Source organism: Steroidobacter sp., from assembly GCF_036402275.1.
GTDB lineage: Bacteria > Pseudomonadota > Gammaproteobacteria > Steroidobacterales > Steroidobacteraceae > Steroidobacter.
In genome coordinates, this window is record NZ_DASWTF010000041.1 from 325,608 (window position 1) to 351,174 (window position 25,567).

Sequence of the window (25,567 nt, forward strand, 5' to 3'; positions counted from 1 at the left end):
CATTACATCCGGCTTCGAGCACGCGCCAAAAGATTCACTCTGGTGCATGAGGTTGGGGCGCTGAGAAAGTTTTGGTGCATCGTGGTCGTCGATCTGCGCGTCGAGCAAATATTTTTCCGGCCATGCTCATGGTTGCTGTGTACGATGCAAGAATCGTGTCGTAGTCTTGACCAAGTGGTCAGGTAATAACAGACCGGCAGGACTCCGCACCGATGAAGGCTTCCCGAATGACTCGATGGCGCGACACGTGCGCCGCGCTGTGGCTCGGACTCGCTCTGTTGTCAGTCGGCCACGTGGCGCTCGCCGCCGAGCCGCTGAAAGTGGCGTTTGTTTATGTCGGACCCATTGGCGATGGCGGCTGGACCTATCAGCACGATCTGGCGCGCCTGGCGCTGGAGCAGACGCTCGGGTCGCGGATAAAAACATCGTATGTGGAGAGCGTCGCCGAAGGCGCCGATGCCGAGCGGGTCATCCGCCGCCTCGCGGCTGGCGGCAACTCGTTGATATTCACAACTTCGTTTGGCTTCATGGAGTCGACGCTCAAGGTCGCGAAGCAGTTTCCCAAGGTGCGCTTCGAACATGCCACCGGCTACAAGACGACCGCGAACGTGGCGGCGTACGAGGTGCGCTTCTACGAGGGGGCGTACCTGCTGGGCGTGCTCGCCGGCAAGATGACCAGGACCAACACGCTGGGCTTCATCGGCTCGCATCCCATTCCCGAAGTGATCCGTAACATCAATGCCTTCACGCTCGGCGCGCGCAGCGTGAATCCCAAGGTGCAGACCAAGGTGATCTGGGTGGACGCATGGTACAACCCGGGCAAGGAGCGCCAGGCGGCCGAGACATTGATCGCGCAGGGCGCGGACGTGCTCAGCCAGAACACCGATTCGCCTGCCGCCGTGCAGGTCGCGCAAGAGAAGGGCAAGTACGCGTTCGGCTGGGATTCGGACATGCGGAAGTACGGGCCGAAGGCGCATCTGACTGCGAACACGCAAGACTGGTCGCGATATTACTTGCAGGTCGCGAACCAGGCGCTCGCCGGGACCTGGACCGGCAATCGCATCACGCGCTGGGGATTGAAAGAAAAGGCCATCGTGCTTACCCAACTGAATCCGGCGGTGCCGGCCGATGTCGCGCAGCTGTTCGAGCAAAAGAAACAAGCCATCGCCGACGGCACGCTGGTCCCGTTCGCCGGTCCGCTGAAGGACAACAGCGGTGCACTCAAGGTGCCCGCTGGCAAGGCCCTGACAGTCGACGAGCTGACGGCGCTGAACTGGTACGTCGATGGCGTCGCCGGCTCCATTCCCAAGTAGCGGATCTCGCGCGGCCTCTCCATGTTGTTTCATATCGACGCCCACCGGGGCCGCAAGGTCGCCGGGCGGATTCGCCAGAAGAACGAGCAGTTGATCCTCTCGGCCGCCGAGGAGGAGTTTGCTCGACATGGTTACAAGGGCGCGACGGTCAATGGCATCGCGCAACGCGCGGGCTTGCCCAAAGCGAATGTCCATTACTACTTCAACAGCAAGCTGGAGCTGTATGCGGCCGTGCTGAGCGGCATCATCGAGCTGTGGGACGGCACGCTCAACGAGCTGCACGCCGACGATGATCCGGCGGCGGTGCTGCCCGCGTACATCGCGGCGAAGATGCGCTTCTCGCGTGAATACCCGCTGGCGTCGCGGATTTTCGCGATCGAGATGATCAACGGAGCGCCGAATCTCGAGGGCTACTTCAACGATGAGTATCGCGAGTGGTTCCGGGGCCGGACCGAAGTGTTCCGCGCGTGGGCAGAGCAGGGGAAGATCGTCCCGATCGATCCGGCGCATTTGATATTCCTGCTGTGGAGCTCGACTCAGCATTACGCCGATTTCGCGTGCCAGATCAACGCGTCGCTCGGCAAAGAGTCGCTCACGGAACAGGACTATGAGGCCGCGACGCGGACGCTGACGCAGGTTGTCTTGCGAGGGATTGGAGTCGACGTGCCGCGGCCAGTTGCCGGCACTGTCGCGCGAGAGGCTTGAATGAGCCTTCTCTGGCCAGATTTGAAACAACGACCGAGGATACTGTAGCTATGTGGTTCCGCTTTGCCGCCGCCGCGGTCCTGGCTCCGCTGCTGATGTGCTTGTCGCACCAAGTTTTCGCGGCCGAGCGCTGGTTCGAGGATGTGAAGAAGAGCGCCTCGCCCGAGCAGCTCTACACTTTTCTCTATGCACTGCCCAAGGGCGGCGACCTGCACAACCATCTGGAAGGTTCCATCCTCTCCGAATGGCTGTGGGAATCCGCGCTGGCTCAGCAGCGGCGCGGCTACACCTACTACACCAAGGTGCGCATCAACAACTGTCTCGAGTACGGCACCAACGAGTTCGGGCCGCGCCCGTATCTGCTGTTGTTCATGAACCTGCGCGAGACCAGCTACAAAAAGCTCGGCGACTGCGAGAAGGGCGAGTACAAGCGTCTGCAGGACCTCGACGCGCGGGAGCGTAACGGCTGGCTGAACAGCATGCGGCTGGATCAGAAGTTCGAAGGTCGGGACGAGTTCTTCCAGGCGCACTGGACCCGCATCGGCGAGATTCTCGACAACCCTCATGTGATCGCCGACATCCTGTATAGAAACATGGAGGCGTTCGGCAGAGAAGGCATGGTGTACCTGGAGACCCAGGTGCCCATCGACGGCTACCTCAGGGCCGATGGCGCCCCGTTCTCGACCGATGAAGTTGCCGACATCTTTCGTCAGCGACTGGCCGCCAGCGACGCCGTCGCCACCGGCGTAACCGTGCGCCTGCAGAACTCGCTGCTGCGTTTCGCTCCGAACGCCGAAGATCGGCTGCGCGAGCTCTACGCGCTCAACGACAAGTACCGCGATCTGTACGTGGGCATCAACATGGTCGGGCGGGAGGACAACGATAAGGGTTACCCCCTGCGCTTTCTGCCGGTGCTCAGGCAGCTGCGCCACCAGTATCCCGATATCAATCTGTCCATCCATGCCGGCGAAGTGGACGAGCCCAACTTTCACATCCGCGACACGCTGCTGCTGGGCGCGAAGCGCATCGGCCATGGCGTCAACCTGATCACCGACGCCGATACCATGCTGTTGATGCGCAACGGCCCTTACATGGTCGAGATCAACCTGATCAGCAACCTGCTGCTGGAGTACGTGAGCGACTACACCCAGCATCCGTTTCCGGAGTACCTGCGGCTGGGCATTCCGGTGGCGCTGTCCACCGACGACCGCGGCATGTGGGATTCCAACCTGACCGATGAATATTTCGTCGCGGTCCGGCAGTTCAACCTGTCGTGGGAGGAACTGGTGCAGCTGGGACGCAATTCGCTGCGCTATTCCTTCCTGGACGAGCCGAACAAACAAAAGCTGCTGTCGGCTTACGAGCAGCGCGTGCAGGCGTTCGCGCAGCAGTTTCGGAGCAAAGGTTGGGACGCGCTCGGGCACGTGCGGCCGGTGAGCTACTCATTCTTGTGCAAACAATACGAACTTTGTTTGCAGCAGCGCTCTGCGCTGGTGCGGCAGTGATATCTATTTTCCCAATAGATGTGCGCGCGGCGACCTGAGTCGGCCCGCGAGCGCGTCTTGAATCCGCACACGCTAGAAATTTATATCGCTGATTTGCTGGAGGATTTCTCGCTCGCTCCAAAAAATTGACCAGTCGGACAGCATTTTGGCCTCAAACCTGCTTTAGCAATGACGATCGGTCCTGGCCGGACCACGTCTTACTACACGGGGAACAATATCAATGAAGCGTTCTTTGCTGTCTCGAAGTGTCCGCGCGGTCTGTTCGCTATCGTTGGCCGCCGCAGCGGTGAGCACATCGCCGGCGCGCGCCGAGGACGGAGCGACATTGGACACGGTGGTGGTCGAAGGCGATCGCATCAATGTGATTCCTACCGAGCCGCTCGAATCGGTGTTCGGGTTTGGCAAGAGCGCCGTGGAGACGCCTCGCTCCATCACCACGATCAGCAATGAAATGCTGAACAAAGTGATGATCACGGAGATCGACGATCTGGTGGCTTTGACGCCAGGCTCGTTCACGCAATCGTTCTTCGGCGTCGCCGGTTCGCTCGACGTGCGCGGCACGCCCGGCGAGAACTACTTCCGCGGCGTCAAACGTATCGATAACCCGGGCAACTACCCGACGCCCATCGGCGCGAGCGATCGCATCGACGTAGTCCGTGGTCCGGCGTCGCCCATCTACGGGCCGTCGAAGATCGGTGGCTACTTGAATTTCGTGCCCAAGTCGGCGCGCGCCACTTCGGGCAGTTATCTGAACGAGGCGCAGGGCGAGTTCGGTGTGACCTCGGGCAGCTGGGACAAGAAGATCGTTCACGCCGAAGTGGGCGGGCCGGGCGAGCTGTTCGGCAAGCCCATGGGCTACTACCTGTACACGGAGTTCGAAAACTCCGGCAGCTACTACGACAACACCACGACCGATCAAAGCATCTACCAGGCGTCGTTCGACGTAAGCGTCAGCGACAACGTGCGGCTGGAGTTCGGCGGCATGTATCACGATTTTCGCGGTAACCAGGTGGCCGGTTGGAACCGCCTGACCCAGGACCTGGTCGACAATGGCACGTACATCACCGGCAGCCCGGCGTCGCTCGACACGAACGGCGACGGGCTGCTGTCGGATGTGGAATCCGAGGCCGGCAATATTTCCTATTTCATCTTCGGCCCGACGATCTCGGATCCGGCGGAGATCAGCGCGGACCTGCGCGACACGCGGCCCAACATGGCGCTGGTGAATCCGGGCACCGCCAGGCTCAATGGCAACCAGGTGCTGGTGCAGGAGGACGACACGCTGGAGGACGAGGTGCTGACCTTGTACTTCGACTACATTTACGACGGCGGTGGCATCATGAAAGTCACCAACAAGACCTTCTTCGAATCGCTCGACAACAACAACGAGAATATCTACGGCTTCTCGCAGTTCGCCGATACCTGGGTGGTCGAAGATCAGCTGATCTTCTCGTTCGACCTGCCCGCCACGGGCCCGGTGAAGGCGGGCCTGCAGGTGAGCCCGTCGATCCGGCATCAGGATTTCGAGCACGGCGACAACTTCGCTTACGAATATTTCGATCGCCGCGACCTGACCCAGCCGGGCTCGCCGGTCGATCGCCGCACCATGGCGACGCGCGGCCAGGAGATCTACAGCGCGCACACCACCGGCAGCTATACCGACTACGCGTTGGCGATGATGGCCGATGTCACTTTTTTCGAGAAACTCAATTTCATCGGCGGCGTGCGCTACGACTACCTGGATATGGAGTCCACGCAGGAGCTGGACTCGATCGACGATCCGGACAATCCGTTCGACGATCCTGGCACCAGCGCGGATGACACCGAGAGCGCGACGTCGTTCTCCGGCAGTCTGTCGTACGAGCTGCCGCTGGGATTGCGGCCGTATGTCACGTATGCGGAACAGTCGACGTTGATTCTCGGCCAGGGCGGTCAGATTCCGAAACCGACGTTGGCCGAAGGCAATGCGGTGGCGGATTCGAAGTTGAAGGAGTTCGGTATCAAGTCGCAGATGCTCGACAACCGCCTCTACGTCGCGATCGACTACTTCGAGCAGGAACGCGTGGACTACAACGCGCAGGACACGGTGACGAACAACACCACGGAAGCAAAGGGCTACGAGTTCGAGGCGCGCTGGGTGGTGAATCCGTTCGTCACGCTGACGGGCGCGTATACGGGTTTGAAGGTTTACAACCTGGGCGCCGAGGACGCCGGCACGCAGTTCAGCTTCGCGGGCGCCGCTGATGTGCCGGGCGTCGATCCGACGCTGTTCCTGGGCGGCGTATTGCCGTCGCTCGTGATGGTCGATGGCAGGGAGGCGTCGCGCAAGGCAGGTATTCCGGATGAGATGTTCAGCCTGTACGGCATGTTCAGCTTTGGCGGCATGTTATCGGGCTTTACGGGCACACTGGGTGCGACCCATGTCGCCTCGGTCTGGTCGGGGTTCTCCAAGACGGTGAAACTGCCTTCGTACACCTTGCTGAATGCCAGCGTGTACTACGAGAACCAGCACTGGAAACTGGGATTGCAGGGCAAGAATCTCACCGACGAAAGGTACTTCCGCTCCAATTTCCCGGACTTGTTCGGTTCGTCGGTGGTGCTGCCGGAATTGCCACGCAGTGTCCTGGTGTCGGCGTCGTATAAATTCTAGTCGCGGGATGAAATTGCGCATGTTGAGAAACATCTGGGTCGCAGTGGCGGCGATCGCCGCCAGCCTGAGCGCCTCGGCCGCCACGCCGCCACCCATCGAGGTGAAGGTCGTCGTCGTCACCATGTTCGAGATCGGCGCTGACATGGGCGATGCCGCCGGCGAATTTCAGCTGTGGCGCGAGCGGCAGAAACTCGATGAACGGCTGCCGTTCGCGCACCATCACGATCTGTACTTGAATCGCGCCACCGGCGTGCTCGGCATGGTCACGGGGATTGGCACGGCGAACTCGGCGACAGCCGTGATGGCGCTCGGGCTCGATCCGCGATTCGATCTTTCCAAGAGCTATTGGTTGATCGCCGGCATCGCCGGAGTCGATCCCGCCGATGCGTCGATCGGCTCCGCCGCGTGGGCTGAGTATCTGGTGGACGGCGATCTTGCGCACGAGATCGACGCGCGTGAGATTCCCGCCGATTGGCCGACCGGCTACTTCGCTCGCTCCACGCGTAAGCCATACGACCCAAACAAGCCGGCGCCGACCGGCGAGATGTTCCGTCTCAATCCGCAGCTCACGCAGTGGGCGTATCAGCGCACGCGGGCGATCCAGCTTGCGGACACGCCGGAGTTGCAGAAAACGCGCGCGGCATTCAAAGGGTATCCCAACGCGCAGCGGCCGCCGTTCGTGTTGAAGGGCGACAATCTGGCCGGCATGACTTTCTGGCACGGCAAGCTGCTGAACGACTGGGCGGATCGGTGGGTGAGCTACTGGACCGACCGCAAGGGTAATTTTGTCACCTCCGCCATGGAGGATACGGGCAGCTTCCAAGCGCTGACGTATCTGCATCCTACCGGCAAGGTCGACAAGACCCGCGCGATGGTGCTGCGGACCGCGAGCAACTACACCATGCCGCCGCCGGGGATGAGCGCCGCCGAGCATTTGCTCAAGGAGAACGAAGGATACGCGGGCCTGCAGGCCTCGGTGGAGGCGGCGTACGTGGTCGGTGCTGCCGTTGTCGATGAGATCGCGGGCAACTGGTCCAAGTATCGCGACTTCGTTCCCGGGGGCGGCGAATGATACTGCGGCTGTGAAAGCTCACGCCGCCCGCTGCAGATATTCATCCACCTGCAGGAGATACTCCGCGCGACTCTCATCGTCGAGCCAGGCGACCAGGAAGCTGTTTTTCACGAGCTGCACGATCTCATGACGCGTCAGGCCGCCATCCTGATGAAGCGCCAGCAGGTTCTCGTTGAGGTACGCGCGGAAGTACGCAGGATCGTCAGAATTGATCGTGGCGCGCAGGCCCAGATCGAGCATGCGTCGAATCTCGGCTGCAGTGAGACTCTGGACCACGAAACGGTTGGAAACCGGACAGACGGTCAGGCCGAGGCTACGCTCGCGAATGATGTCGCACAGTGCCGGATCTTCGAGCGAGTTGACCCCGTGGTCGATGCGATCGACGCCAATAGTTTCCAGGCACTGGCGGATGTGCAGCAGCGTGTTCTGCTGGTTCACGTCACAATGCATGGTCAGGCGGAGGCCGGCGTCGCGGGCGCGACTGAAGGCCTCGGCGAATTTCACTGGCGGATTGTCTTTCTCATCGGAGTCCAGCCCGACGCCGACGATCCAGTCCTGATACGGCAAGGCCTGTCGCAGGGTCTGCAGCGCCGACTCGGCGCTCAGGTCACGCAGGAAGCACATGATCAGTTTCGTCTGCACGCCGAGCTCGCTGGCGGCTCGTTCCTGCGCGCGGTGGATGCCCCGAATCACCGTGTCGAAAGGCACGCCGCGACTGGTGTGGGCCTGCGGATCGAAGAACATCTCCGCGTACACGATTTTCTGTTGATGCGCCTTCTGCAGGTATTGCCAGGTGAGCTCGAAGAAATCTTGCTCGTGCCGGAGCACGTTCATGGCCTTGTAGTAAATGGCCAGAAACGAGGGCAGGTCGTGAAAGTCGTAGGCCGCCAGCAGGGCTTCGGGCGTTTCATACTCCAACGCCACGCCGTTCTTCCTGGCGAGGGCGAAGCTCAGCTCCGGCTCGAGCGTCCCTTCGAGGTGGACGTGCAACTCGGCTTTGGGCAGGTTCTCGATAAAAGCTTTCATGGCGCACCTCGTGTCGTTGTAGCAGCCATTGAAGCCGGTGCAATTAGGAGGCCAGGCCGCGGGCGTGGCGCAGGGCCGAATCGTTTGCCAATGATCTTGTCTGCCGATCGCTGGCGGTGCGCGCCTTCGGCGCCATTGCCCCAAGCTGGGACGCAGCCGGTCCGCGCCACACGCCGATGCAACTGCCCGACGCTGGCCGACAATTTGCACTGAAGCTCTGGCTCCGGCACACCGGCGCCTGATCACAACTAACAAACGGGGTATCGCATGCTTTCTATCCGTTCCTGGTATTGGGCGCTGTTCGCGCTGCTGGCGGCCTCGGCGCACGCGGCCGAGCGAATTCCCGTGAAGGTCGTGGTGGTCGCGATGTACGAGATCGGGGCGATCACCGGCGATCAGCCCGGCGAACTGCAGCTGTGGGTGGAGCGCGAGAAGCTCGATAAGGTTTATCCCTTTCCCATGGGCGAGTACGAGCTGCGGCTGAACGATCGCGGTTTGCTGGCAATCTGCACCGGCGGTGGTGTTACCAATGCGGCGACTTCCATCATGGCGTTGGGCCTGGATGTGCGCTTCGATCTCAGCAAGGCCTACTGGCTGGTCGCCGGCATCGCCGGCGGCGACCCGCTGGATGTTTCTTTGGCGACGGCGGCGTGGTCGCGCAGCGTGGTCGATGGCGATCTGCTGTATGAAATCGACGCGCGGGAGATTCCAAACGAATGGCCGTACGGGCTGTTGCCGTTGGGCGCGAAGAAACCCAACGACAAAGCGGAGGGCTGGACCGTGGACACCATCGACTTTCCACTGAATGAGTCGCTGGCGCGCTGGGCCTATGCGCTCACCAAGGATCATCCCGTGCCGGACAGCGCCGGGATCGCCGACTTCCGCAAACAGTTCCAAGGCTACGTCAACGCCACGCGACCGCCGTTCGTGACGATGGGCGAGAGTCTGTCATCGAGCACCTACTGGCATGGCGAGCAGCTGAATCGCTGGGCCAACGATTGGGTCCGGCTGCAGTCCGGCGCCGCGCGGAATTTCATGATGACCAACATGGAGGACAGCGGCACGCTGACGGCGTTGCGGCGCCTGTCGCGCACCGGGCTCGTAGACCTGCAGCGTGTTCTGGTGCTGCGCACGGCCAGCAACTACACCATGCCGCCCCCAGGGCAGAGTGCTGCCTGGAGCACCACGGCGCCGTATCCCGAGCAAGGTCGGCCCGCCATCGAGGCGGCCTATCAGGTCGGCAATCGCGTCGTGCAGTACTTGTTGAATGAATGGCCCACGGTCAGCAGCAAAGTGCCGTCGGCGCCATAGCGCGTCCTTACCAATCAGAGGAGGGCAAGTGCGATCGCGGAGCATATTTTTCGGATCGAGCCGCTCGGTGGCATTCCTGGCTAGCGTGATGGCTACTTTCGTCTTCGCGGGCGGAATCGGGGCCGCATCTGCGGACACGAGTGACAAGGCCATTGACGATTACCTTCGCCACGAGATGGCAGAGCGGCACATTATCGGAATGGCCGTCGCAGTCATTCAAGGTGGCAAGGTCAGGAAGATCGGAATCTACGGGCAGGCCAGCAAGGAGTTCAGCCTTCCGGTGCGACCTTCTACACCGTTCAGCGTCGCTTCGATCAGCAAGAGCTTTACGGCTGTGGCCGTGATGATGCTCGTCGAATCAGGGAAGCTGCGGTTGGATGATCCGATCGGCTCATATCTGAGCGGTCTGCCTCCGGGGTGGCATGGGATTACTGTTCGCCAGTTGCTCAGTCACACGTCAGGCTTGCCAGACATCGCCGTCGACGACTACGGCACATCGGCGATCGCGGAGACTCCGGCGGAGATGATGAAGGTTCTCGCCAAACGATCCGCCGATTTTTCGCCGGGCAGCAACTACCGTTACAACCAGACCAATTATGTGCTCCTCGGGATGCTCATCGAGCGCGTGAGTGGGATGCCATACGAGGAGTTCTGTGCACAGCGCCTGTTCGCACCCCTCAGGCTGCGGACGCCCGTATTCGGTGACGCACGAACCATCGTCACTGAGCGCGCGACAACCTACACGCCGTTCCGTTATGGCGGCCCACGCCCTGTTCCTCTCGACCACGCGGAAGTGCTCAATGCTGAAATGCCTGCGATGACCTACCCAGGCGGCGGACTGAACATTTCTATTTCCGATTTCGCCGACTGGCTCACGGCGCTGTTGAGCGGGAAGCTGATTTCCGAAGCAAGCTTGAAGGCAATTTGGGCTCCGACCACTCTCGTCGACGGTTCGATTTTCCAGCGACCGCCGACGCCGTCGCTCTGGCGAGGGTATGGCCTCGGCTGGGTCTTGGGGCTGGAAGAACCGCATCCATTCGCCGGAGGTACGGGCGGCATGCGCGCGTCGTTCTTTGTTTACCCGAAGGACGACGTCGCAGTCATTGTTCTGACCAACACACAAGGTTCGCGGCCCGAGTCGCTCGTCGAGGGCGTCGCACGGAGATACTTTGCCGGTTCTGACTGAAGCCGAACGCGGTGAGGGATTTTACAGGCTCACGACCCAGCCACTCATCCCCTGCATGCCGGCCGGCACGCCGCCGCATCCGCTTGCCGATCAGGTGTCGAGATTCGTTCGTCAAATGCGGCCGCCGCGCAAGAGAGATATGCCGCCCGTCCGTTGACCGTCGAGCGCAATCACAGCCGCTCACCGCGAAGGGCTTCGGGCACCAGATCGGGAGCCGCCGATTAGATGGGCCTTAGAAAATGCTCGCCAACATTTCCAACCATGACTTTGATCTGCACCAATCAAGTCATGTCAGCCGCTGGAGAACACCGCGTAGACATCCGGGCGGCGAGCCCTCATCATCCGCGCGCATCCTCCAGGATAACTACATGCAGCCACGTTCGCGATGTCGAACAGGTGACCGCAAGGACCGTGAGCTTGGAACAGCAGTTCCGTGAAGACATCGAAGGGTTGCGAGCATTCGCGGTCCTCGCGGTCGTCCTGTTTCATTTCGGGGTCGAGCGCCTGCCGGGTGGCTTTGTTGGCGTCGACATCTTTTTCGTCATCTCCGGTTACCTGATCGGCGGTCTGCTGATCGAGGAACTCGAACGAAGCGGGTCCATCGATCTGTGGCGCTTTTACGGCCGTCGCGCGCGACGGTTGCTGCCGCTTGCCGTGCTGGTTTCGGTCGTGACACTGCTGCTAGCGCTAGTGTTTCTTTCTCCTGCCGAGCAAACATCCGCGGCCAAGGGTGCGCTCGCCTCGTCCTTGTACGCGAGCAATCTCTGGTTCATGACGTTGCTGCCCGACTACTTCGCGCCGGAGAGTACCTTCAATCCGTTCCTGCACACCTGGGCGCTCTCGGCCGCGGGGCAGTTGTACCTGGCGTGGCCTGTCTTGCTGTTGTTTGTTTGGCGCTGGCGAGCAACAGCACGGACCATGACGCTCGCGATAACGGCGGTGACGTTGCTGTCCTTCGCGTTGTGTCTTTGGTTGAGTTATCGAAAGCAATCCTGGGCCTTCTACGCGACACCCACCCGCGCCTGGGAGTTCGGCGTGGGCGCTCTGGCGGCCTTGCGACCAGTGACGGACTGGGCTCGGCGCACCAGAGTTGCTGTACCGCTCGGTTGGCTGGGAGTTGCGGCGCTGTGCGCGACCATTCTGCTATTGACCGAGGACGCACGTTTCCCCGGATGGATTGCTCCAGTGCCAGTGCTGGCGACTGCCGCTATTCTCATCAGTGGTGTGAGTGGCCGACGCGGCGGGCCGGCTGCATTTCTCAAGTTCTCCTGGCTGCAATGGCTGGGCGAGCACTCCTATTCCATCTACTTATGGCACTGGCCCATCATCATGTTCGCCACGGTGCTGAAGATCGGCGACCAGCCAACGATGATCGCGATCTGCGGCGTGCTGACATTGATCTGCGCCGCGATCAGCGTTCGGTGGGTGGAGCATCCCGTTACATCGAGCCCATGGCTCGCGGCGAACCGCTTGCGATCGGTCGGGACTGGCGCAACGCTGATGCTTGTCGGCTGTCTGATCGCCTTGAGTGTTGCACAGGCCGTGCGCGTTTTCTCGGCGCAGCCCAAACATGCGTCACTCATCCGGTCAATCAACGAAGAACCTCTGGCGAGTGGCAGCAGACAAAACTGCCTGCTCATGTTCAAGTACAGCGAGCCCGTCACTTGCACCTTCGGAGCAACTGGCTCTCCCAGGACGGTGGTGCTGTTCGGCGACTCACATGCCGATCAATGGTCGACTCCGCTCGCGCAGCTGGCCACCGAGCAAGGCTGGCGGCTGGTCACGCTTCTCAAGGCCACGTGCTCGGTGGCGGATATCGTCGATTACAACCCTCGCTGGAGGCGCTATTGGCCTGAATGCGCAAGATGGCGAGCTAACGCGCTCGCAGAGATTCGCCGATTGCAACCCGATCTGGTCATTGTTTCGCAAATGTCCAATGGCTTCATTCACGGCCCGTGGACTTCTCGCGGTAGATACGCCGTCACTCATGAGCAATGGGAAGCCGGGCTACGTCGTTCTCTGCAGCAACTGCAAGCAGCCAAGGTCCCCGTCCTACTGCTGCGAGACAGCCCCTTACCCAGAGAGAACATCGGCCACTGCATCGGTCGCGCACGATGGCGCGGCACACCGGAATCGGATTGCGACGTTCCGCGAACAAACGCGATCGACTCCAGACTCACCGCGCTCGAAAGCGCCGTCGCCGCATCGACGGGCGCCGCATTTGGTGACCTCACGGCTGAGTTTTGCGATGACCTCACCTGCCCCGGCGTGAAGTCTGGCGTGCTGGTCTACAAAGACGCGAATCACGTCACCGAGGACTTTGCAAAACTCCAGGTACCCGTGTTCCGCGCACTGCTCGCAGAACACAAATTCTCCGGGTGCACGGATGCATCGACGTGCGGCAAGCGCTCGTCAGCGCAAGGTCATTGAGCGGCGGCAGACATACAGCGTTCCGCCGCCACCTCAATGGCGGACAATGAGGCTCTAGAGAATGTTATCCGGATTAGAGAATAAGTTGCCTATTTAGGCAATCATCAATACCATGCCTCCGTGCGTCGACGCCGGTCCGATCGGGGGCATTCATGTCTATTCGTGCCGTAAAGAGGTGGGGGCGACTGCCGGCGGCCGCCCTAAATCTAGGGGGCTCACGCCAGAGCAGGTCAGCAGGTTACCCACAAGATTCCGCACTATCTCTCCGTTCCGTCCGGCAATAAGACGGGCGATACGGGTTCGGTCACGAACGAGGTTGGCATCATCTACACGCCATCCGGTCCGATCGTGATCGCGCATGTCGATGGCGGTCGCAAGGAAACGCACTAGCGTGGGGATTCCGCATCGAACACGCAGAGCAAATGGAACATACGAGACCGAACAAGACAGAACGGGAGCTTCGACGGCTCGACGCTCAGCTGCTTTCGGATCTGTGGGTGTACAGGGCAGTTGCGCGCGCCGGCAGCATGAGCGCCGCTGCCGCGCAGCTCAACGTCACGGCTGGCGCAGTCAGCCAGCGAGTGTTGCGGCTGGAAGCGCGCTTAAAGGAAAGGCTGTTCCAGCGCGATAAGGGGAGACTCGCGCTCACTTCAGCCGGCAGCATTGTGCTCGAAGCAATGAACGGCGTGTCCACGACGCTGACCAACGCTCTTTCGCGCCTGGGGCGTCAGCAACACGACAGCATCGTTGTGAGTTGCACGCCATCGCTTGCGATGGAATGGCTGATGCCACACCTGCAGGAGTTCTATCGCGAGTGCCCTGACGTCGAGTTGACTGTGCGCTCCGAGATGAGTCGGCCGACGGCAGAATGGATGAAGAACGAAGGGGTCGACGTGGTGATCACCCACAATCGCGCGCGCCCGGCCGGTCTGATCGAGCTCGCATCGCTGCAGGAGCTGACCTTCCCGGTGTGCTCGCGCGCCTATCACGACCACTTGCGCGCCCAACCGATTGAAGAACGATTCGTCACTGCCCTGCATGATGACGATCCATGGCGCGAAGGCGAGCCGCCGCGCGCCGAGTGGCAGGAATGGCTGGCGCTCGCCGGTAGCAGTTGCGACTTCGCGATCAATACCGACCGACATTTCAATCTCGCTTCTCTCGCGTATCAGGCCGCAATCCATGGACAGGGCATGGCGATGGGGCGCTCGGTGATCGTCAACGGCCTGCTCAAGACGGGCAGTCTCGTTCTCGGCGGAAATATTCCGCCAGTGCCAAGCGCTCATTACCGAGTGCTGTCGCGGGCCGAAGAGGCCGCCGACTCACGTTGCGCGCGCTTCGCCGCATGGTTGGCGGGCGGCTTGGCGCGAACACAGAAAGAAACCCTCACGTTGTTGGCCATCGACCCTTAGCAGAATTTCTATCGATTGCAGATAGAAATCGTGCATTGCCCATAGCGCGGAGCTCGCTATAAAAAACTCGGCGCGCGCACCGCTCAAACAGAAAACGCATGAAGGGGAGAGTCATGGTTGTAGTCGACGGCTTTCATCGTTTAGCACAAGTCCGCAGCTGTGCTATCACGTTCGCAGTGGCGATCGCCTGCGGATCCGCTCATGCCCAGTCCGCCGCGGGGTCCGTGGATGCTGCCTCCGAAGGCGTTACCGAGATCGTAGTCACCGGCTCGCGTATCAGCACCGCGGGATTCGACGCACCTACACCCACCACGGTGTTGGGCGAAGCCGAGCTGCGCCAGGCCGGCCGCACCGATATCGCGGCGACGTTGACCGATCTGCCCCAGTTCCGTTCAACTGTGTCCGGCGCCACCACGAATACCACCACCGAGTCGGGTCAAACGCCTGCCGACCTGCGCGGCTTGGGCACTTCGCGCACGCTCGTGCTGGTCAACAACCGTCGCTACATCGGCTCGAACGATCTGCAGACCGTGCCGTACTCGCTGGTCAAGCGCATCGATGTCGTCACCGGCGGCGCCTCGGCGGCTTACGGCTCGGACGCCGTCGCCGGTGTCGTCAACATCCTTCTCGATGACGATAAGGAAGGCGCCGAGATCGGCGTTCAACGAGGTCGCTCCACGCATGGCGACGCAGACAAGACTTTGGTCGAGGCCTCTTTCGGCAGCAAGCTGTTCGACGGTCGCGGTCATATCCTGATCGGTGCCGACTATCTGAAAGATGACGGCATCATTCCGGGCACCCGCCGGCCGCAGATCGGCGCGACGGCCTTCACGCTCGGGCCCGACAACAAGCTCTACCCAACCGCAAACGTTCGCGAGGCGACGCGCACCGAAGGAGGCTTGATCAACACCGGCGTGCTGGCCGGCCTGCAGTTCGATCCCGACGGCAGCCTGCGTCCGTTCCATCCCGGTGAGACGCCCAGTTCCGGTTACTTCGTCGGTGGCGAGGGCTATCACGTCGATCAATTCCGCTCGGTCACGGCGCCTATCGAGCGCACCAATTTTCTGACCCGCTTTTCCTTCGAAGCGACCGATTCCATGAAGGTGTGGGCGGAGGTCAACTACAACAACGTGGGCGACGAGCGCGTCTACTTCCCCGACCTCGCCATCGCGCAACTGCCCATGTCGTATGCCAACCCCTTCTTGAATCTGACGCCGGCGCAGCGCTCCGCGGTGCAGGCGGCGGGCGAGACGACGTTCACAATGGGCCGCGCAGTCACCGACGTCGCGCTCGCGACTTTTGAATACGAGCGTGACGCCCTGCAAGCCACGGTCGGCATCGACGGCGAATTCGCCGACGGCCAATGGCGGTACAACGCTTACTACGGCCGCGGCAAGCAAGAACATGACTCGACCCTGCATAACCTGGTGCTGACGGAACCGTTCCTTGAAGCGATTGACGCGGTTGCGGGGCCGGGCGGAGCGCCGGTGTGCCGAGTCGCACTGACCAATCCGAGCACCGCCTGCCGTCCGTTGAATCTGTTCGGCTCCGGCCGCGCCGATCCGGCGGCCATCGACTACGTCACTGCGGACTGGCATCCGGTCCAGACGACCTGGCTGGAGACCGCCGGCATTGTCTTGAGCGGTGAGCCCTTCCAGCTGTGGAATCAGCCCGTGTCGTTCGCCACGGGCGTCGAGTATCGCAAGCAGGAGGTCGAGGAAGTCTACGACGAGAACTCGCTCGCCGAGCGCTTCGCTACCATCAACGGCGTCAACCTCCCGCGCACCGGTAACGACGTGACGGAAGCCTTCGTCGAAGTCGCCGTGCCGCTGTTGGCCGACATGACCCTGGTCGAGTCGCTCAACTTCAACGGCGCCGCGCGCATCTCCGACTACAGCACCAGCGGTTCGATCTGGTCCTGGAAGCTCGGTGGCACCTGGCAACTGGTGGACGATTTCAAGTTCCGCGCGACTCGTTCTCGAGACATTCGCGCACCTAACCTGACAGAGCTGTTCTCGGCGCCAAGCACGTTCTTTACGAACGTCCAGGACATCTCGCGGTCCCCGCCCACCCAAAATCAGGTGATCCTGTTCACTGGCGGCAATCGGAACCTGGACCCCGAGATCGCCGATACCGTGACTGTCGGCGCGGTGTACTCACCGTCGCTCCTGCCCGGCTTGGAAGTGTCGCTCGACTACTACGACATCGAGATCGAGGACGTGATCAGCACGCTGACGGCGCAGCAGATCATCAATAGCTGCTATCAGCAGGGCACTCAGGCCGCCTGCGCTCAGCTCACACGCGACGCATCCGGCACGCTGTCGCAGATCGACGCGACCTATATCAACATCGCGGAGTTCAACAACAAGGGCTACGACCTCGAGCTTTCATACAAGATGCCTTTCCTCGCCGGTCAGCTGACCGCTCGCGCGTTGGTAAACTATGTGGACACGCTGTCGGTAGACAATGGGATCATCACGATCGAGGGCGCGGGCTACCTCGGTGCGCAAGCCGAATTCCTGGTGCCGAAATGGCGCGGCTCGCTGACGGCCAGTTACGAAAGCGATGTGCTCGGCGCCGACCTTCGCGCCCGCTATCTCGATGGCGGCGGCTATGCGCCACCGAACGTGCTAGCCGACATCGGCAACAATCGCATCGCCAGCCGCACCTACGTCGATCTGGGTCTGCGCGCCTATCTGCCGATAATGGACGATACCCGTCTGACCATTTTTGGCAATGTTCAGAACGTGTTCGACAAGGAGCCGCCGCTCGCGGCCGTGAACTCGCCGTACTTCGATATCGTCGGCCGGTACTTCACGCTCGGCTTGCGTGCGAGCTTCTGATGTGAGCGATCCGGGATCGCTACCTGCGCAGTAATCGTCTGGTGAACGCATGTCCAAGAGTCTGAGATTGGGTGGGCTGTTGTTTGTTTCACTCGCGTTTGCGAGCGCTTGCCACGGTGCCGGTATCGAGCAGGGGATCTTCCGCATCGAGCCGCTGCGGCCGGTAGCCGAGCTGCGCGAAGAGGCAATGGCCGCGCAGCCACCGAAGGAACAAGGAACGTTTCGTGAAGCCGAACTGGCGGATCTCACGACGCTCGATCCAACCATCAAGCTCGACATTCGGTACGCCACCTCGGACAACTTCCTGAGCACGCCGCTGTACGACCAGCCGCGGGCCGTTCTGCAGCGACCTGCCGCCGAAGCACTGTCGCGCGCGCATCGCGCCTTGATGAAGCAAGGGTACGGCCTGCTGATCCACGACGCCTATCGTCCCTGGTGGGTCACGAAAGTTTTTTGGGAAGCGACGCCGGTGCAATGGCGCAAGTTCGTCGCCGATCCGGCCCAGGGCTCACGTCACAACCGCGGCTGCGCGGTTGATCTGACGCTGTACGATCTGAGGACGGGCGCAGCGGTACAAATGCCAGGCGTGTACGACGAGATGTCCGAACGTTCTTATCCGAGCTACGCGGGTGGAACGCCAGAGCAGCGACGGCTTCGTGACTTGCTGCGCGCGGCGATGGAGCGAGAGGGCTTCGCGGTTTATGAGACGGAATGGTGGCACTTCGACTTCAAGGACTGGCAGCAGTATCCGATCCTGAATATTCCTTTTGAGGCGCTCGCCAACCCGTCTGCCACGCAGAAGGGACCCGCCAGCAAGCCGTTCGCCGTCGCGATGAATGTGAATGTGCCGATCGCGCCGACGGCTTTCAGCGCCGGTGGCAAGGCTCATCTGGCTTATGAGCTCCATATCACCAACCTGGGCCAGTGGGATCTGCAGCTGTTATCGCTCGAAGTGGTCGATGGCGACGACGCGTCGCGGGTACTTGCAACTTTCAGTCAGGCCGATCTCGAACGCATGATGCGTCAGGCCAGCGAGAAGACGGTGCTGGGAACGCAGAAGGCCGATGTCGTGTTCGTCTGGGTGACGTTCGATCGCTTGCAGGATGCGCCGGCCAAGTTGAGCAATCGCTTCAAGGTCAAGGTGGGTGACTATCCGGAGACGATCGACGTCCAGACTCGCGCGCTCGCGGTGGCCAAGAATCCTCTAGTGATTGGCGCGCCGCTGAGTGGGGACCATTGGGTCGCAGCGAACGGCCCATCCAACACATCCGCTCACCGTCGATCGTTGATTCCGATCGAGGGACACGCCGCCATCGCGCAGCGCTTTGCCATCGATTGGGTGCAGGTGGGCAACGATGGCAAGACCTACAGCGGCGATCCGAAAGACAACGAGAGCTACTACGCCTTCGGCCGCGACGCATTGGCCGTGGCGGACGGAGTCGTCGCCGCGGTGCTGGATGGAATTCCGAATAATGTGCCGGGCATCGATTCGCGCGCTCAGCCGATTACGCTCGCGAATGTCGGCGGCAATTTCGTCCAGCTCGATTTGGGCGGCGGACTGTATGCGTTCTACGCGCATCTGCAGCCTGGCTCGCTGCGAGTCAAAGCAGGTGACAAGGTGCGCCGTGGCCAGGTCATCGGCCTGGTCGGAAACACCGGCAACTCCACCGAGCCGCACCTGCACTTCCATGTTTCTAATTCACCCGAGCCGCTGGGCGCCGAGGGCTTTCCTTATGCCCTGCGTACCTTCGAAGTTCAGGGCTCCATTGAAGTCGGGCGCGACGAGATCAATGCGCAACTCGCCGACCCCGGCAAGTCCGAGGCGCGCGCGATGGCGATCCCGGCAGAGGGTGAGATTGTCAAATTCGAAAAGTAGCGCATCGATTCCGAGTCACACGTGAGGCTGGGGCGCGCCTGCTGAGTTTAGGAACATTGAGAATGAGCGATCGAATGTCGACCAGTTGCCGCCGTCCCGCACGGGCCATTATGGCGTTGGGTGCAGTTATGTTGTTATCGGCTGCGCTCGTGCGGGCCGACGAGCCGACATACGACTATGACCTGGTGATCCGCAACGGCCGAGTGCTCGATGGCCAGGGTAATCCCTGGGTGCGCGCGGACGTCGCCATCAAGGACGGTCGTTTCGCCAAGATCGGTCGCGTGGAGGGACGAGGCCGCCGCGAGGTTGACGCGTCCAACGACTATGTCTCACCCGGTTGGATCGACATGATGGACCAGTCCGGCGAGGTGCTGTTGAAGAACGGCCTCGCCGAGAACAAATTACGTCAAGGCGTTACAACGGCGATTGCTGGGGAGGGCGGCACGCCGGTGCCATCGGCACAGGTTGCCGACTATCTATCCCAGCTCCAGGCTCAAGGAATCTCGCTCAACTTTGGCACGTACTACGGCGCGGGTCAGGCGCGCGTAGAAGCGATGGGCGACGTGGCCGGCAAGCCCACTGCTGCGCAGATGGATAAGATGAAGACGCATGTGGCCGAAGCGATGCGCGCTGGCGCCATGGGCATCGCCACAGCACTGATCTATCCGCCTCACAGCTTTCAGAGTACCGAAGATCTGATCGAGTTGGCGCACGTCGCCGCGAAGTATGACGGCATCTACGCGAGCCACATGCGTGATGAGAGCGCGAAGCTGCTGGAAGCAATTGGCGAGTCGATCGAAATCGGCGAGAAGTCGGGCATTCAAGTAGAGATCTTCCACTTCAAGGGCGCCTATGCACCCGGCTGGGGGAAGCTCGTGCCCGAAGCGGGCCGACTGATCGAGGCTGCGCGAGCGCGGGGTGTCAACATTGCCGCAGATATGTATGTCTACCCGGCCGGTGGCACCGGCCTGGAGATCACCGTGCCCAACTGGGTGTTCGAGCAGGGAGTCGAACAAGGTGTGCAACGGCTAAAGGACCCGAAGATTCGCGAGCGTTTGAAAAAGGAAGTAGCAGCGGGTTCGCAGCCGGGTTGGTCGAACCTCGTAGAGGCCGCCGGAGGTTGGCGGGGCGTGCTCCTCGCCAATCCGTTCAACGAACGGTATGACCGCTTTCGCAACCGAAGTCTCGAAGACATCGGCAAGCAATTGGGCAAGCATCCGGCTGACGTAGCTTGGGACATCGTGCTCGAAGCGCTGCCGAACCGAGCCTACGCGCTGTATTTCATGATGAGCGAGCCAGACATCGAGACGGCGCTCAAATTCCCGTGGATGAGCATTGGCAGCGACGCGGGCGCGGCCGAGAAGCCCGGCGAGATGGATGCTATTGGGTTGCCTCATCCGCGCGCTTATGGAAACGCCGTCCGTGTCATCGCGGAGTACGTGAAGAAGCGGCACGTCCTTACTCTCGAGGATGCCGTGCGCAAGATGACCTCCTGGCCGGCCACACGCATGCGCCTGTACGACCGTGGAGCAATTCGCGAAGGCCTGAAAGCCGACGTGACCATTTTCAACTACGAGCGACTCGATGACGTTGCAAGCTTCGAGAATCCCATGGGGTCTCCCACCGGCATTGACTACGTGCTAGTGAATGGCCAGCTGGTCATCGACCAAGGTCGTCACACCGGCGCGAAGCCGGGCAGCGTGCTCCGTGGCGGCGGTTACCTGGCCGGCGCTGCCGCACGGCAAAGCGCCGAATGAGACATTCGTAGCAGAAATTCTATCGATCACGGATAGAAATCGTGCGTTGCCCGTACGCGTGAGCTCGCTATAAAACGTGGCTGCCCGCGCAGACGGCGCAAAGATGAATTGTGAAATGAGCACCGCGAGCTGCAAACGAATCGCCCAACCACGAGCCGCACTGTCGAATACTGAGATGACCATGAGCAGCACGATTCCGCTCAAGATGCAGGTTGAGATCGAGCGCCTCCAATTGCGATCGCCGTTCCGAATTTCCGGCTATACGTTTACGGATGTGCCCGTGGCTGTGGTCACATTGCAGAGTGAGCAGGCGTGCGGTCGATCCGAGGCCGCAGGCGTGTATTACCTCGATGACAAGCCGGAGCAGATCGTCAGCACGATCGAGTCGCATCGTTCGGCGATCGAGCGTGGCATCGATCGAGAGCAGCTGCGGCAGTTGTTGCCCTTGGGTGGCGCGCGCAACGCCGTGGATTGCGCGCTGTGGGATCTTGAAGCGAAACATTCGGGTAGGCACGTGTGGGCGCTGTGCGGCATCGATCACGTCGTGCCACGGATCACGACGTTCACGCTGAGCGCTGATGAGCCGGCCGCGGTGATGCGTGCAGCGCAAGCATTGCCGAATGCACAGGCGCTGAAGCTCAAGCTCGATGGCGATGTAGAGATGGATAAAGAACGTGTACGCGTCGTACGCAAGGTGCGGCCAGATGTATGGATCGGTGTGGACGCGAACCAAGGCTACTCGCTGAAGAGCTTGACCGCGGCCATGCCGACGTTTGTGGAGTTAGGCGTGAAGCTGGTCGAGCAGCCGCTGCCGCGCGGCCGGGAGGCCGAGTTGGAGGAGTTCGACAGTCCCATTCCTCTGGCGGCGGACGAGAGTGTGCAGGGACTGGCCGACGTGCCTGGCCTGGTCGGCCGTTTTCAAGTCGTGAACATCAAGCTCGACAAATGCGGCGGTCTCACCGAAGCGCTCGCGATCGTGAGCGAAGCGCGACGGCTTGGATTGCAAGTCATGGTGGGCAACATGATGGGGAGCAGCCTCGCCATGGCGCCGGCCTTCGTAGTCGCACAGTTGTGCGACTACGTGGATCTGGATGGGCCCGTTTTTCTGGCAGAGGACCGACGCCCCAGTGTTACGTATCAGGATGGCACGGTGTATTGCTCGAGCAGCATCTGGGGCGACGTGAAGTAATTCGCATCGAATGGATCTGGCCCTCCTGCAGTCTCGCACTGTGGGCGTGAACGTGGATCACAAGTCTCAATGTAAGTAACAAAGTCATGAACTCAACAGCCGAACTCGCGACAACACTCGATCTCCCACAGCCCTATCTGTTATTCCTTGGGGATACTACGGAGCCGGGCTTCGCCAAGACTGCTTTTGGTCTCCGGGATTGGGCGCGCGAGCAATGCGTCGGCGAACTGGCCTGTTCGCCCGAGGCTGTCACGCTCGGCTTGCCCAAGCTCACGCCGGCGCAGGCGCGCGCCCAGGGGGCACGCTCGATGATCATCGGCGTCGCTAACGTCGGCGGACGCATTCTCGACAGCTGGATGCCGTCGTTACTGGATGCACTGGCGGCGGGGCTGGATCTGGTGGGGGGCATGCATACCCGGCTCGTCGACACGCCAGCGTTGGTTGCAGCCGCCGAGCGTCACGGGCGGCGACTGATCGATGTGCGTACGCCACCGCGAGGGATTCCGATCGCCAGTGGTCGCAAACGCAGTGGCAAGCGACTGCTGGCGGTCGGAACCGATTGCGCCCTCGGCAAGAAATACACCGCGCTTGCGATCTGGAAGGCACTCAGAAAGCGCGGCGTGAGTGCTGATTTTCGTGCCACGGGGCAGACGGGCATCATGATCGCAGGCAGCGGCATGCCGATGGATGCGATCGTGTCGGACTTCGAGGCAGGCGCGGCGGAAGTGTTGTCGCCGGATGCGGCGCCTGATCACTGGGACGTGATCGAAGGGCAGGGCTCGTTGTTTCATCCAGCGTACGCCGCGGTCTCACTGGGTTTGTTACATGGCAGCCAGCCCGATGTGATCGTGGTTTGTCACGAAGCGGGCCGCACTCACGTGCTGGGCTTGTCTGGCTACCCGCTGCCGAGCCTGGAGGAGACGATCGATCTGAACCTGCGGCTCGGTCGACGCACCAACCCGGCGATTCGCTGCGGCGGCATCAGCTTGAACACATCGAAGTTATCGGACAGTGAGGCGCGTCAGTTGATGGCCTCGGAGAGCAGGCGGCTTGGCATGCCAGTCGCCGATCCGATCCGTGGCGGCGAAGAGTTCGAGCGTCTGCTCGACCGTTGCTTGCACGGCTGATGCAAACCTCATCCTGGTTTCAGCGCTACCTGCTGCCGGGCTTCGCCTTCAAGGCGGTAGTCATCGGCGGCGGGTATGCGACCGGCCGCGAGCTGGTCGAATTCTTCCTGCCGAGCGGTCCGCTCGGCGGGTTGATGTCGATGATTTTTGCCGGTGCGATCTGGAGCGTCACCTGTATCGCGACGTTCCTGTTCGCTCGGGCGACGCACAGCGAGGACTATCGGACCTTCTTCCGCAATCTCCTCGGCCGCGGCTGGATCGTTTTCGAGATCTCCTATTGTTTGTTGATCGTGCTGATCCTTGCGGTGTTCGGTGCGGCTGCGGGGGCGCTCGGCGCGGCGCTCTTCGGCTGGCCGCCGCTCGCCGGCACGCTGTGTCTGATGCTCGGTATCGCGTTCTTCGTGGCCTTCGGTAACGCGTCCGTCGAGCAGCTCTTCAAATGGGTGTCATTCTTCCTGTATGGCGTGTATGGGCTATTCCTGGTGCTGGCGCTGGGAAAGTTTGGCGATCGGATCTCGGCGAACTTCGCGCTCGATGTGCCAACGGACGGCTGGGCCTTCGCGGCCGTGACCTACACTGGTTACAACATCGTCGGAGCAGTCGCGATTCTGCCGGTGCTGCGACACCTGCGAGACAATCGCGATGCGGTCATTGCCGGTGCGCTGTGCGGACCGCTTGCCATGATCCCGGCGATTCTTTTCTTTGTTTGTATGGTGGCGTACTACCCCGAGATCTCGGCAGAAGCGCTGCCCTCCGACTACATGCTGCAGCGATTGGGCTTTCCGCTGTTCCATGGTTTGTTCCAGCTCATGATCTTCGCCGCCTTGCTCGAGAGCGGCACCGGCAACGTGCACGCCGTGAATCAGCGCATCGCGCAAGTGTGGCGCGCTCGATTCAATCGCGACCTGTCGGCTCGTTCACGGTTCATCACGGCCGGCGTGCTGCTGGTCATCGCGATGTTCTTCGCCGACCGCTTCGGCCTCGTCGCGCTGATCGCAAGCGGCTATCGCACGCTGTCGTACGTGCTGATCGTGGTGTACGTGCTGCCGTTACTGACCTATGGTCTCTGGCGGCTGTCAAGAACGCGGGCAGGCTGCGTGAGCATGACCAGCTGATCTGCGCGATGGCTAGAGCTATTCGTATTTCTCAAACTGACCATGAGTGCCCCCCAACAGACTGACAGGCCCCTCTGCGAGGCGATCCTGATCGAGAGCGAGCGAAACAATACGCTGCACGGAATCGCACCGGGCGAGAGGGTTTTCGTGGATCGACTGATCGCTCGTGGGGATGAGCTCAGAGCTGTCTATGAAGAGATCTATCAAAAGTTGCAGGCCGATCCATACGCTATCCATTGCGTTCTTGCATCGATCGTACGAGCGGCCGTTCTCTGTTCTGAGTTCGGCGCGTTGTGGCAGAAAGCTTCTCGTAATCCTGCTGCAATGTCTGTGAATGGGAGTGGGGACGGCGGATTTATCGCACACGCGCTACGAGCCGATTTCGGCAAGGCCATGTTTGCCGTTACCGAACTGAATAGCATGCTCAACGGTGGCGTACTGCCAGTTGGATTCATGCTCTCTGATTCTGCTGTCGGAACCCTGGCCAGGTATGTGCTGGAAACGGCGCCGCACGGCCTCCCGTCGCTTGACTGAGCTGGGAAGTGGCCAAAGAGCGCGGAAGTGGGGCGGGTTTCAGGACCTATTTTATAGAGGCTGCTGGTCGACTTCTCTCCGCCGGGCCCACTCCTTGGCGGCCGCGCGGGTGGAGAATGTCTGGGCCTCTCGATGGATGATCGCCGTCCTTCTTGAGACGGATGATGGCCGTGTGGCGGAGACCGTCCGCCCCCTTCCTTGCTACTATTGTGGCCATGTCGCAGCTCCCAGTGTCACCAAGGCATTTGGCCACACTTTGGTGACACCGGACAGTAAAAATGGCCCGAAATGGCCCGGAATAGCGGTGAAATGACGGTCTTGGAAATTGACCCGAAAACGGCCGGAAATAGCCAGATTTCAGCTTTGGACCGAGCAATGTAATGACCCACTGAATTCCTGCTCAGGTGTTAATCTACTTGGAGAGACACTTGAGCACATTGATGGACGACGAGATCAAACGCTGGACAGCTCGCCGCAAGAGCGCGCTGGTACTGGAGATCATTCAAGGCAAGACAA

At 61.2% G+C, this 25,567-nt stretch carries 17 protein-coding genes and 2 pseudogenes; 18 read left to right on the top strand and 1 reads right to left on the bottom strand.

The genetic code is table 11. The features are described 5' to 3' along the window. The first annotated feature begins 227 nt into the window (after positions 1–227). The 5 genes from VGD45_RS26610 (at position 228) to VGD45_RS26630 (ending at position 7,245) form a co-directional block, all read left to right on the top strand. Entirely contained in the window at positions 228–1,313 is a 1,086-nt protein-coding gene (locus VGD45_RS26610; protein WP_331158412.1) for a BMP family ABC transporter substrate-binding protein, read from the top strand. A 21-nt stretch (positions 1,314–1,334) separates the two neighbouring features. Then, positions 1,335–2,018: a TetR/AcrR family transcriptional regulator gene (locus VGD45_RS26615; RefSeq protein WP_331158413.1), complete on the top strand. Its 684-nt coding sequence runs from the start codon at positions 1,335–1,337 to the stop codon at positions 2,016–2,018. 50 nt (positions 2,019–2,068) lie between these two features. Continuing rightward, positions 2,069–3,523, top strand: coding sequence for an adenosine deaminase family protein (locus VGD45_RS26620; protein ID WP_331158414.1), 1,455 nt, complete (start codon positions 2,069–2,071; stop codon positions 3,521–3,523). Between the two features lie 220 nt (positions 3,524–3,743). Further along, positions 3,744–6,173 carry a TonB-dependent receptor gene (locus VGD45_RS26625; protein WP_331158415.1) on the top strand — a complete coding sequence of 810 codons (2,430 nt, stop codon included), beginning with the start codon at positions 3,744–3,746 and terminating at the stop codon, positions 6,171–6,173. A 19-nt stretch (positions 6,174–6,192) separates the two neighbouring features. Next, a complete protein-coding gene (locus VGD45_RS26630) occupies positions 6,193–7,245 on the top strand; it encodes a purine nucleoside permease (protein ID WP_331158416.1) in 1,053 nt (350 codons plus the stop codon). An 18-nt stretch (positions 7,246–7,263) separates the two neighbouring features. On the opposite strand, the gene VGD45_RS26635 is transcribed toward VGD45_RS26630, so the two are convergent. Further along, positions 7,264–8,271, bottom strand: a complete 1,008-nt coding sequence (locus VGD45_RS26635; protein WP_331158417.1) for an adenosine deaminase — start codon at positions 8,269–8,271, stop codon at positions 7,264–7,266. A gap of 267 nt (positions 8,272–8,538) precedes the next feature. Between VGD45_RS26635 and VGD45_RS26640 the strand changes: the two genes are divergently transcribed. The 13 genes and pseudogenes from VGD45_RS26640 to VGD45_RS34225 all read left to right on the top strand — a co-directional run. Beyond that, positions 8,539–9,582 (top strand): purine nucleoside permease, encoded by a 1,044-nt coding sequence (locus VGD45_RS26640; protein ID WP_331158418.1) that lies wholly within the window; start codon positions 8,539–8,541, stop codon positions 9,580–9,582. An 88-nt stretch (positions 9,583–9,670) separates the two neighbouring features. Next, entirely contained in the window at positions 9,671–10,768 is a 1,098-nt protein-coding gene (locus VGD45_RS26645) for a serine hydrolase domain-containing protein (protein ID WP_331158419.1), read from the top strand. A gap of 411 nt (positions 10,769–11,179) precedes the next feature. Continuing rightward, entirely contained in the window at positions 11,180–13,198 is a 2,019-nt protein-coding gene (locus tag VGD45_RS26650) for an acyltransferase family protein (RefSeq protein WP_331158420.1), read from the top strand. Positions 13,199–13,441: 243 nt separating this feature from the next. After that, positions 13,442–13,588, top strand: a pseudogene (locus VGD45_RS34455) (serine hydrolase); the annotation flags it as partial. A gap of 32 nt (positions 13,589–13,620) precedes the next feature. Next, positions 13,621–14,610: a LysR substrate-binding domain-containing protein gene (locus VGD45_RS26655; protein ID WP_331158421.1), complete on the top strand. Its 990-nt coding sequence runs from the start codon at positions 13,621–13,623 to the stop codon at positions 14,608–14,610. 113 nt (positions 14,611–14,723) lie between these two features. Further along, entirely contained in the window at positions 14,724–17,453 is a 2,730-nt protein-coding gene (locus tag VGD45_RS26660; RefSeq protein WP_331158422.1) for a TonB-dependent receptor plug domain-containing protein, read from the top strand. A gap of 49 nt (positions 17,454–17,502) precedes the next feature. Continuing rightward, complete coding sequence (locus VGD45_RS26665) at positions 17,503–19,329, top strand: M15 family metallopeptidase (RefSeq protein WP_331158423.1); 1,827 nt, start codon at positions 17,503–17,505, stop codon at positions 19,327–19,329. 128 nt (positions 19,330–19,457) lie between these two features. Then, complete coding sequence (locus tag VGD45_RS26670) at positions 19,458–21,086, top strand: N-acyl-D-amino-acid deacylase family protein (protein ID WP_331158424.1); 1,629 nt, start codon at positions 19,458–19,460, stop codon at positions 21,084–21,086. Positions 21,087–21,267: 181 nt separating this feature from the next. Further along, the gene (locus VGD45_RS26675; RefSeq protein ID WP_331158425.1) at positions 21,268–22,275 is read left to right on the top strand and encodes a dipeptide epimerase; all 1,008 of its coding nucleotides are present in this window, start codon (positions 21,268–21,270) and stop codon (positions 22,273–22,275) included. 86 nt (positions 22,276–22,361) lie between these two features. Then, entirely contained in the window at positions 22,362–23,402 is a 1,041-nt protein-coding gene (locus tag VGD45_RS26680; RefSeq protein ID WP_331158426.1) for a DUF1611 domain-containing protein, read from the top strand. After that, positions 23,402–24,517, top strand: a complete 1,116-nt coding sequence (locus VGD45_RS26685; protein ID WP_331158427.1) for a hypothetical protein — start codon at positions 23,402–23,404, stop codon at positions 24,515–24,517. The genes VGD45_RS26680 and VGD45_RS26685 overlap by 1 nt, the downstream gene beginning before the upstream one ends. 42 nt (positions 24,518–24,559) lie before the next feature. Next, positions 24,560–25,051 carry a hypothetical protein gene (locus tag VGD45_RS26690; RefSeq protein ID WP_331158428.1) on the top strand — a complete coding sequence of 164 codons (492 nt, stop codon included), beginning with the start codon at positions 24,560–24,562 and terminating at the stop codon, positions 25,049–25,051. 428 nt (positions 25,052–25,479) lie between these two features. After that, positions 25,480–25,567 (top strand): annotated as a pseudogene (locus VGD45_RS34225) (DUF1153 domain-containing protein); the annotation flags it as partial.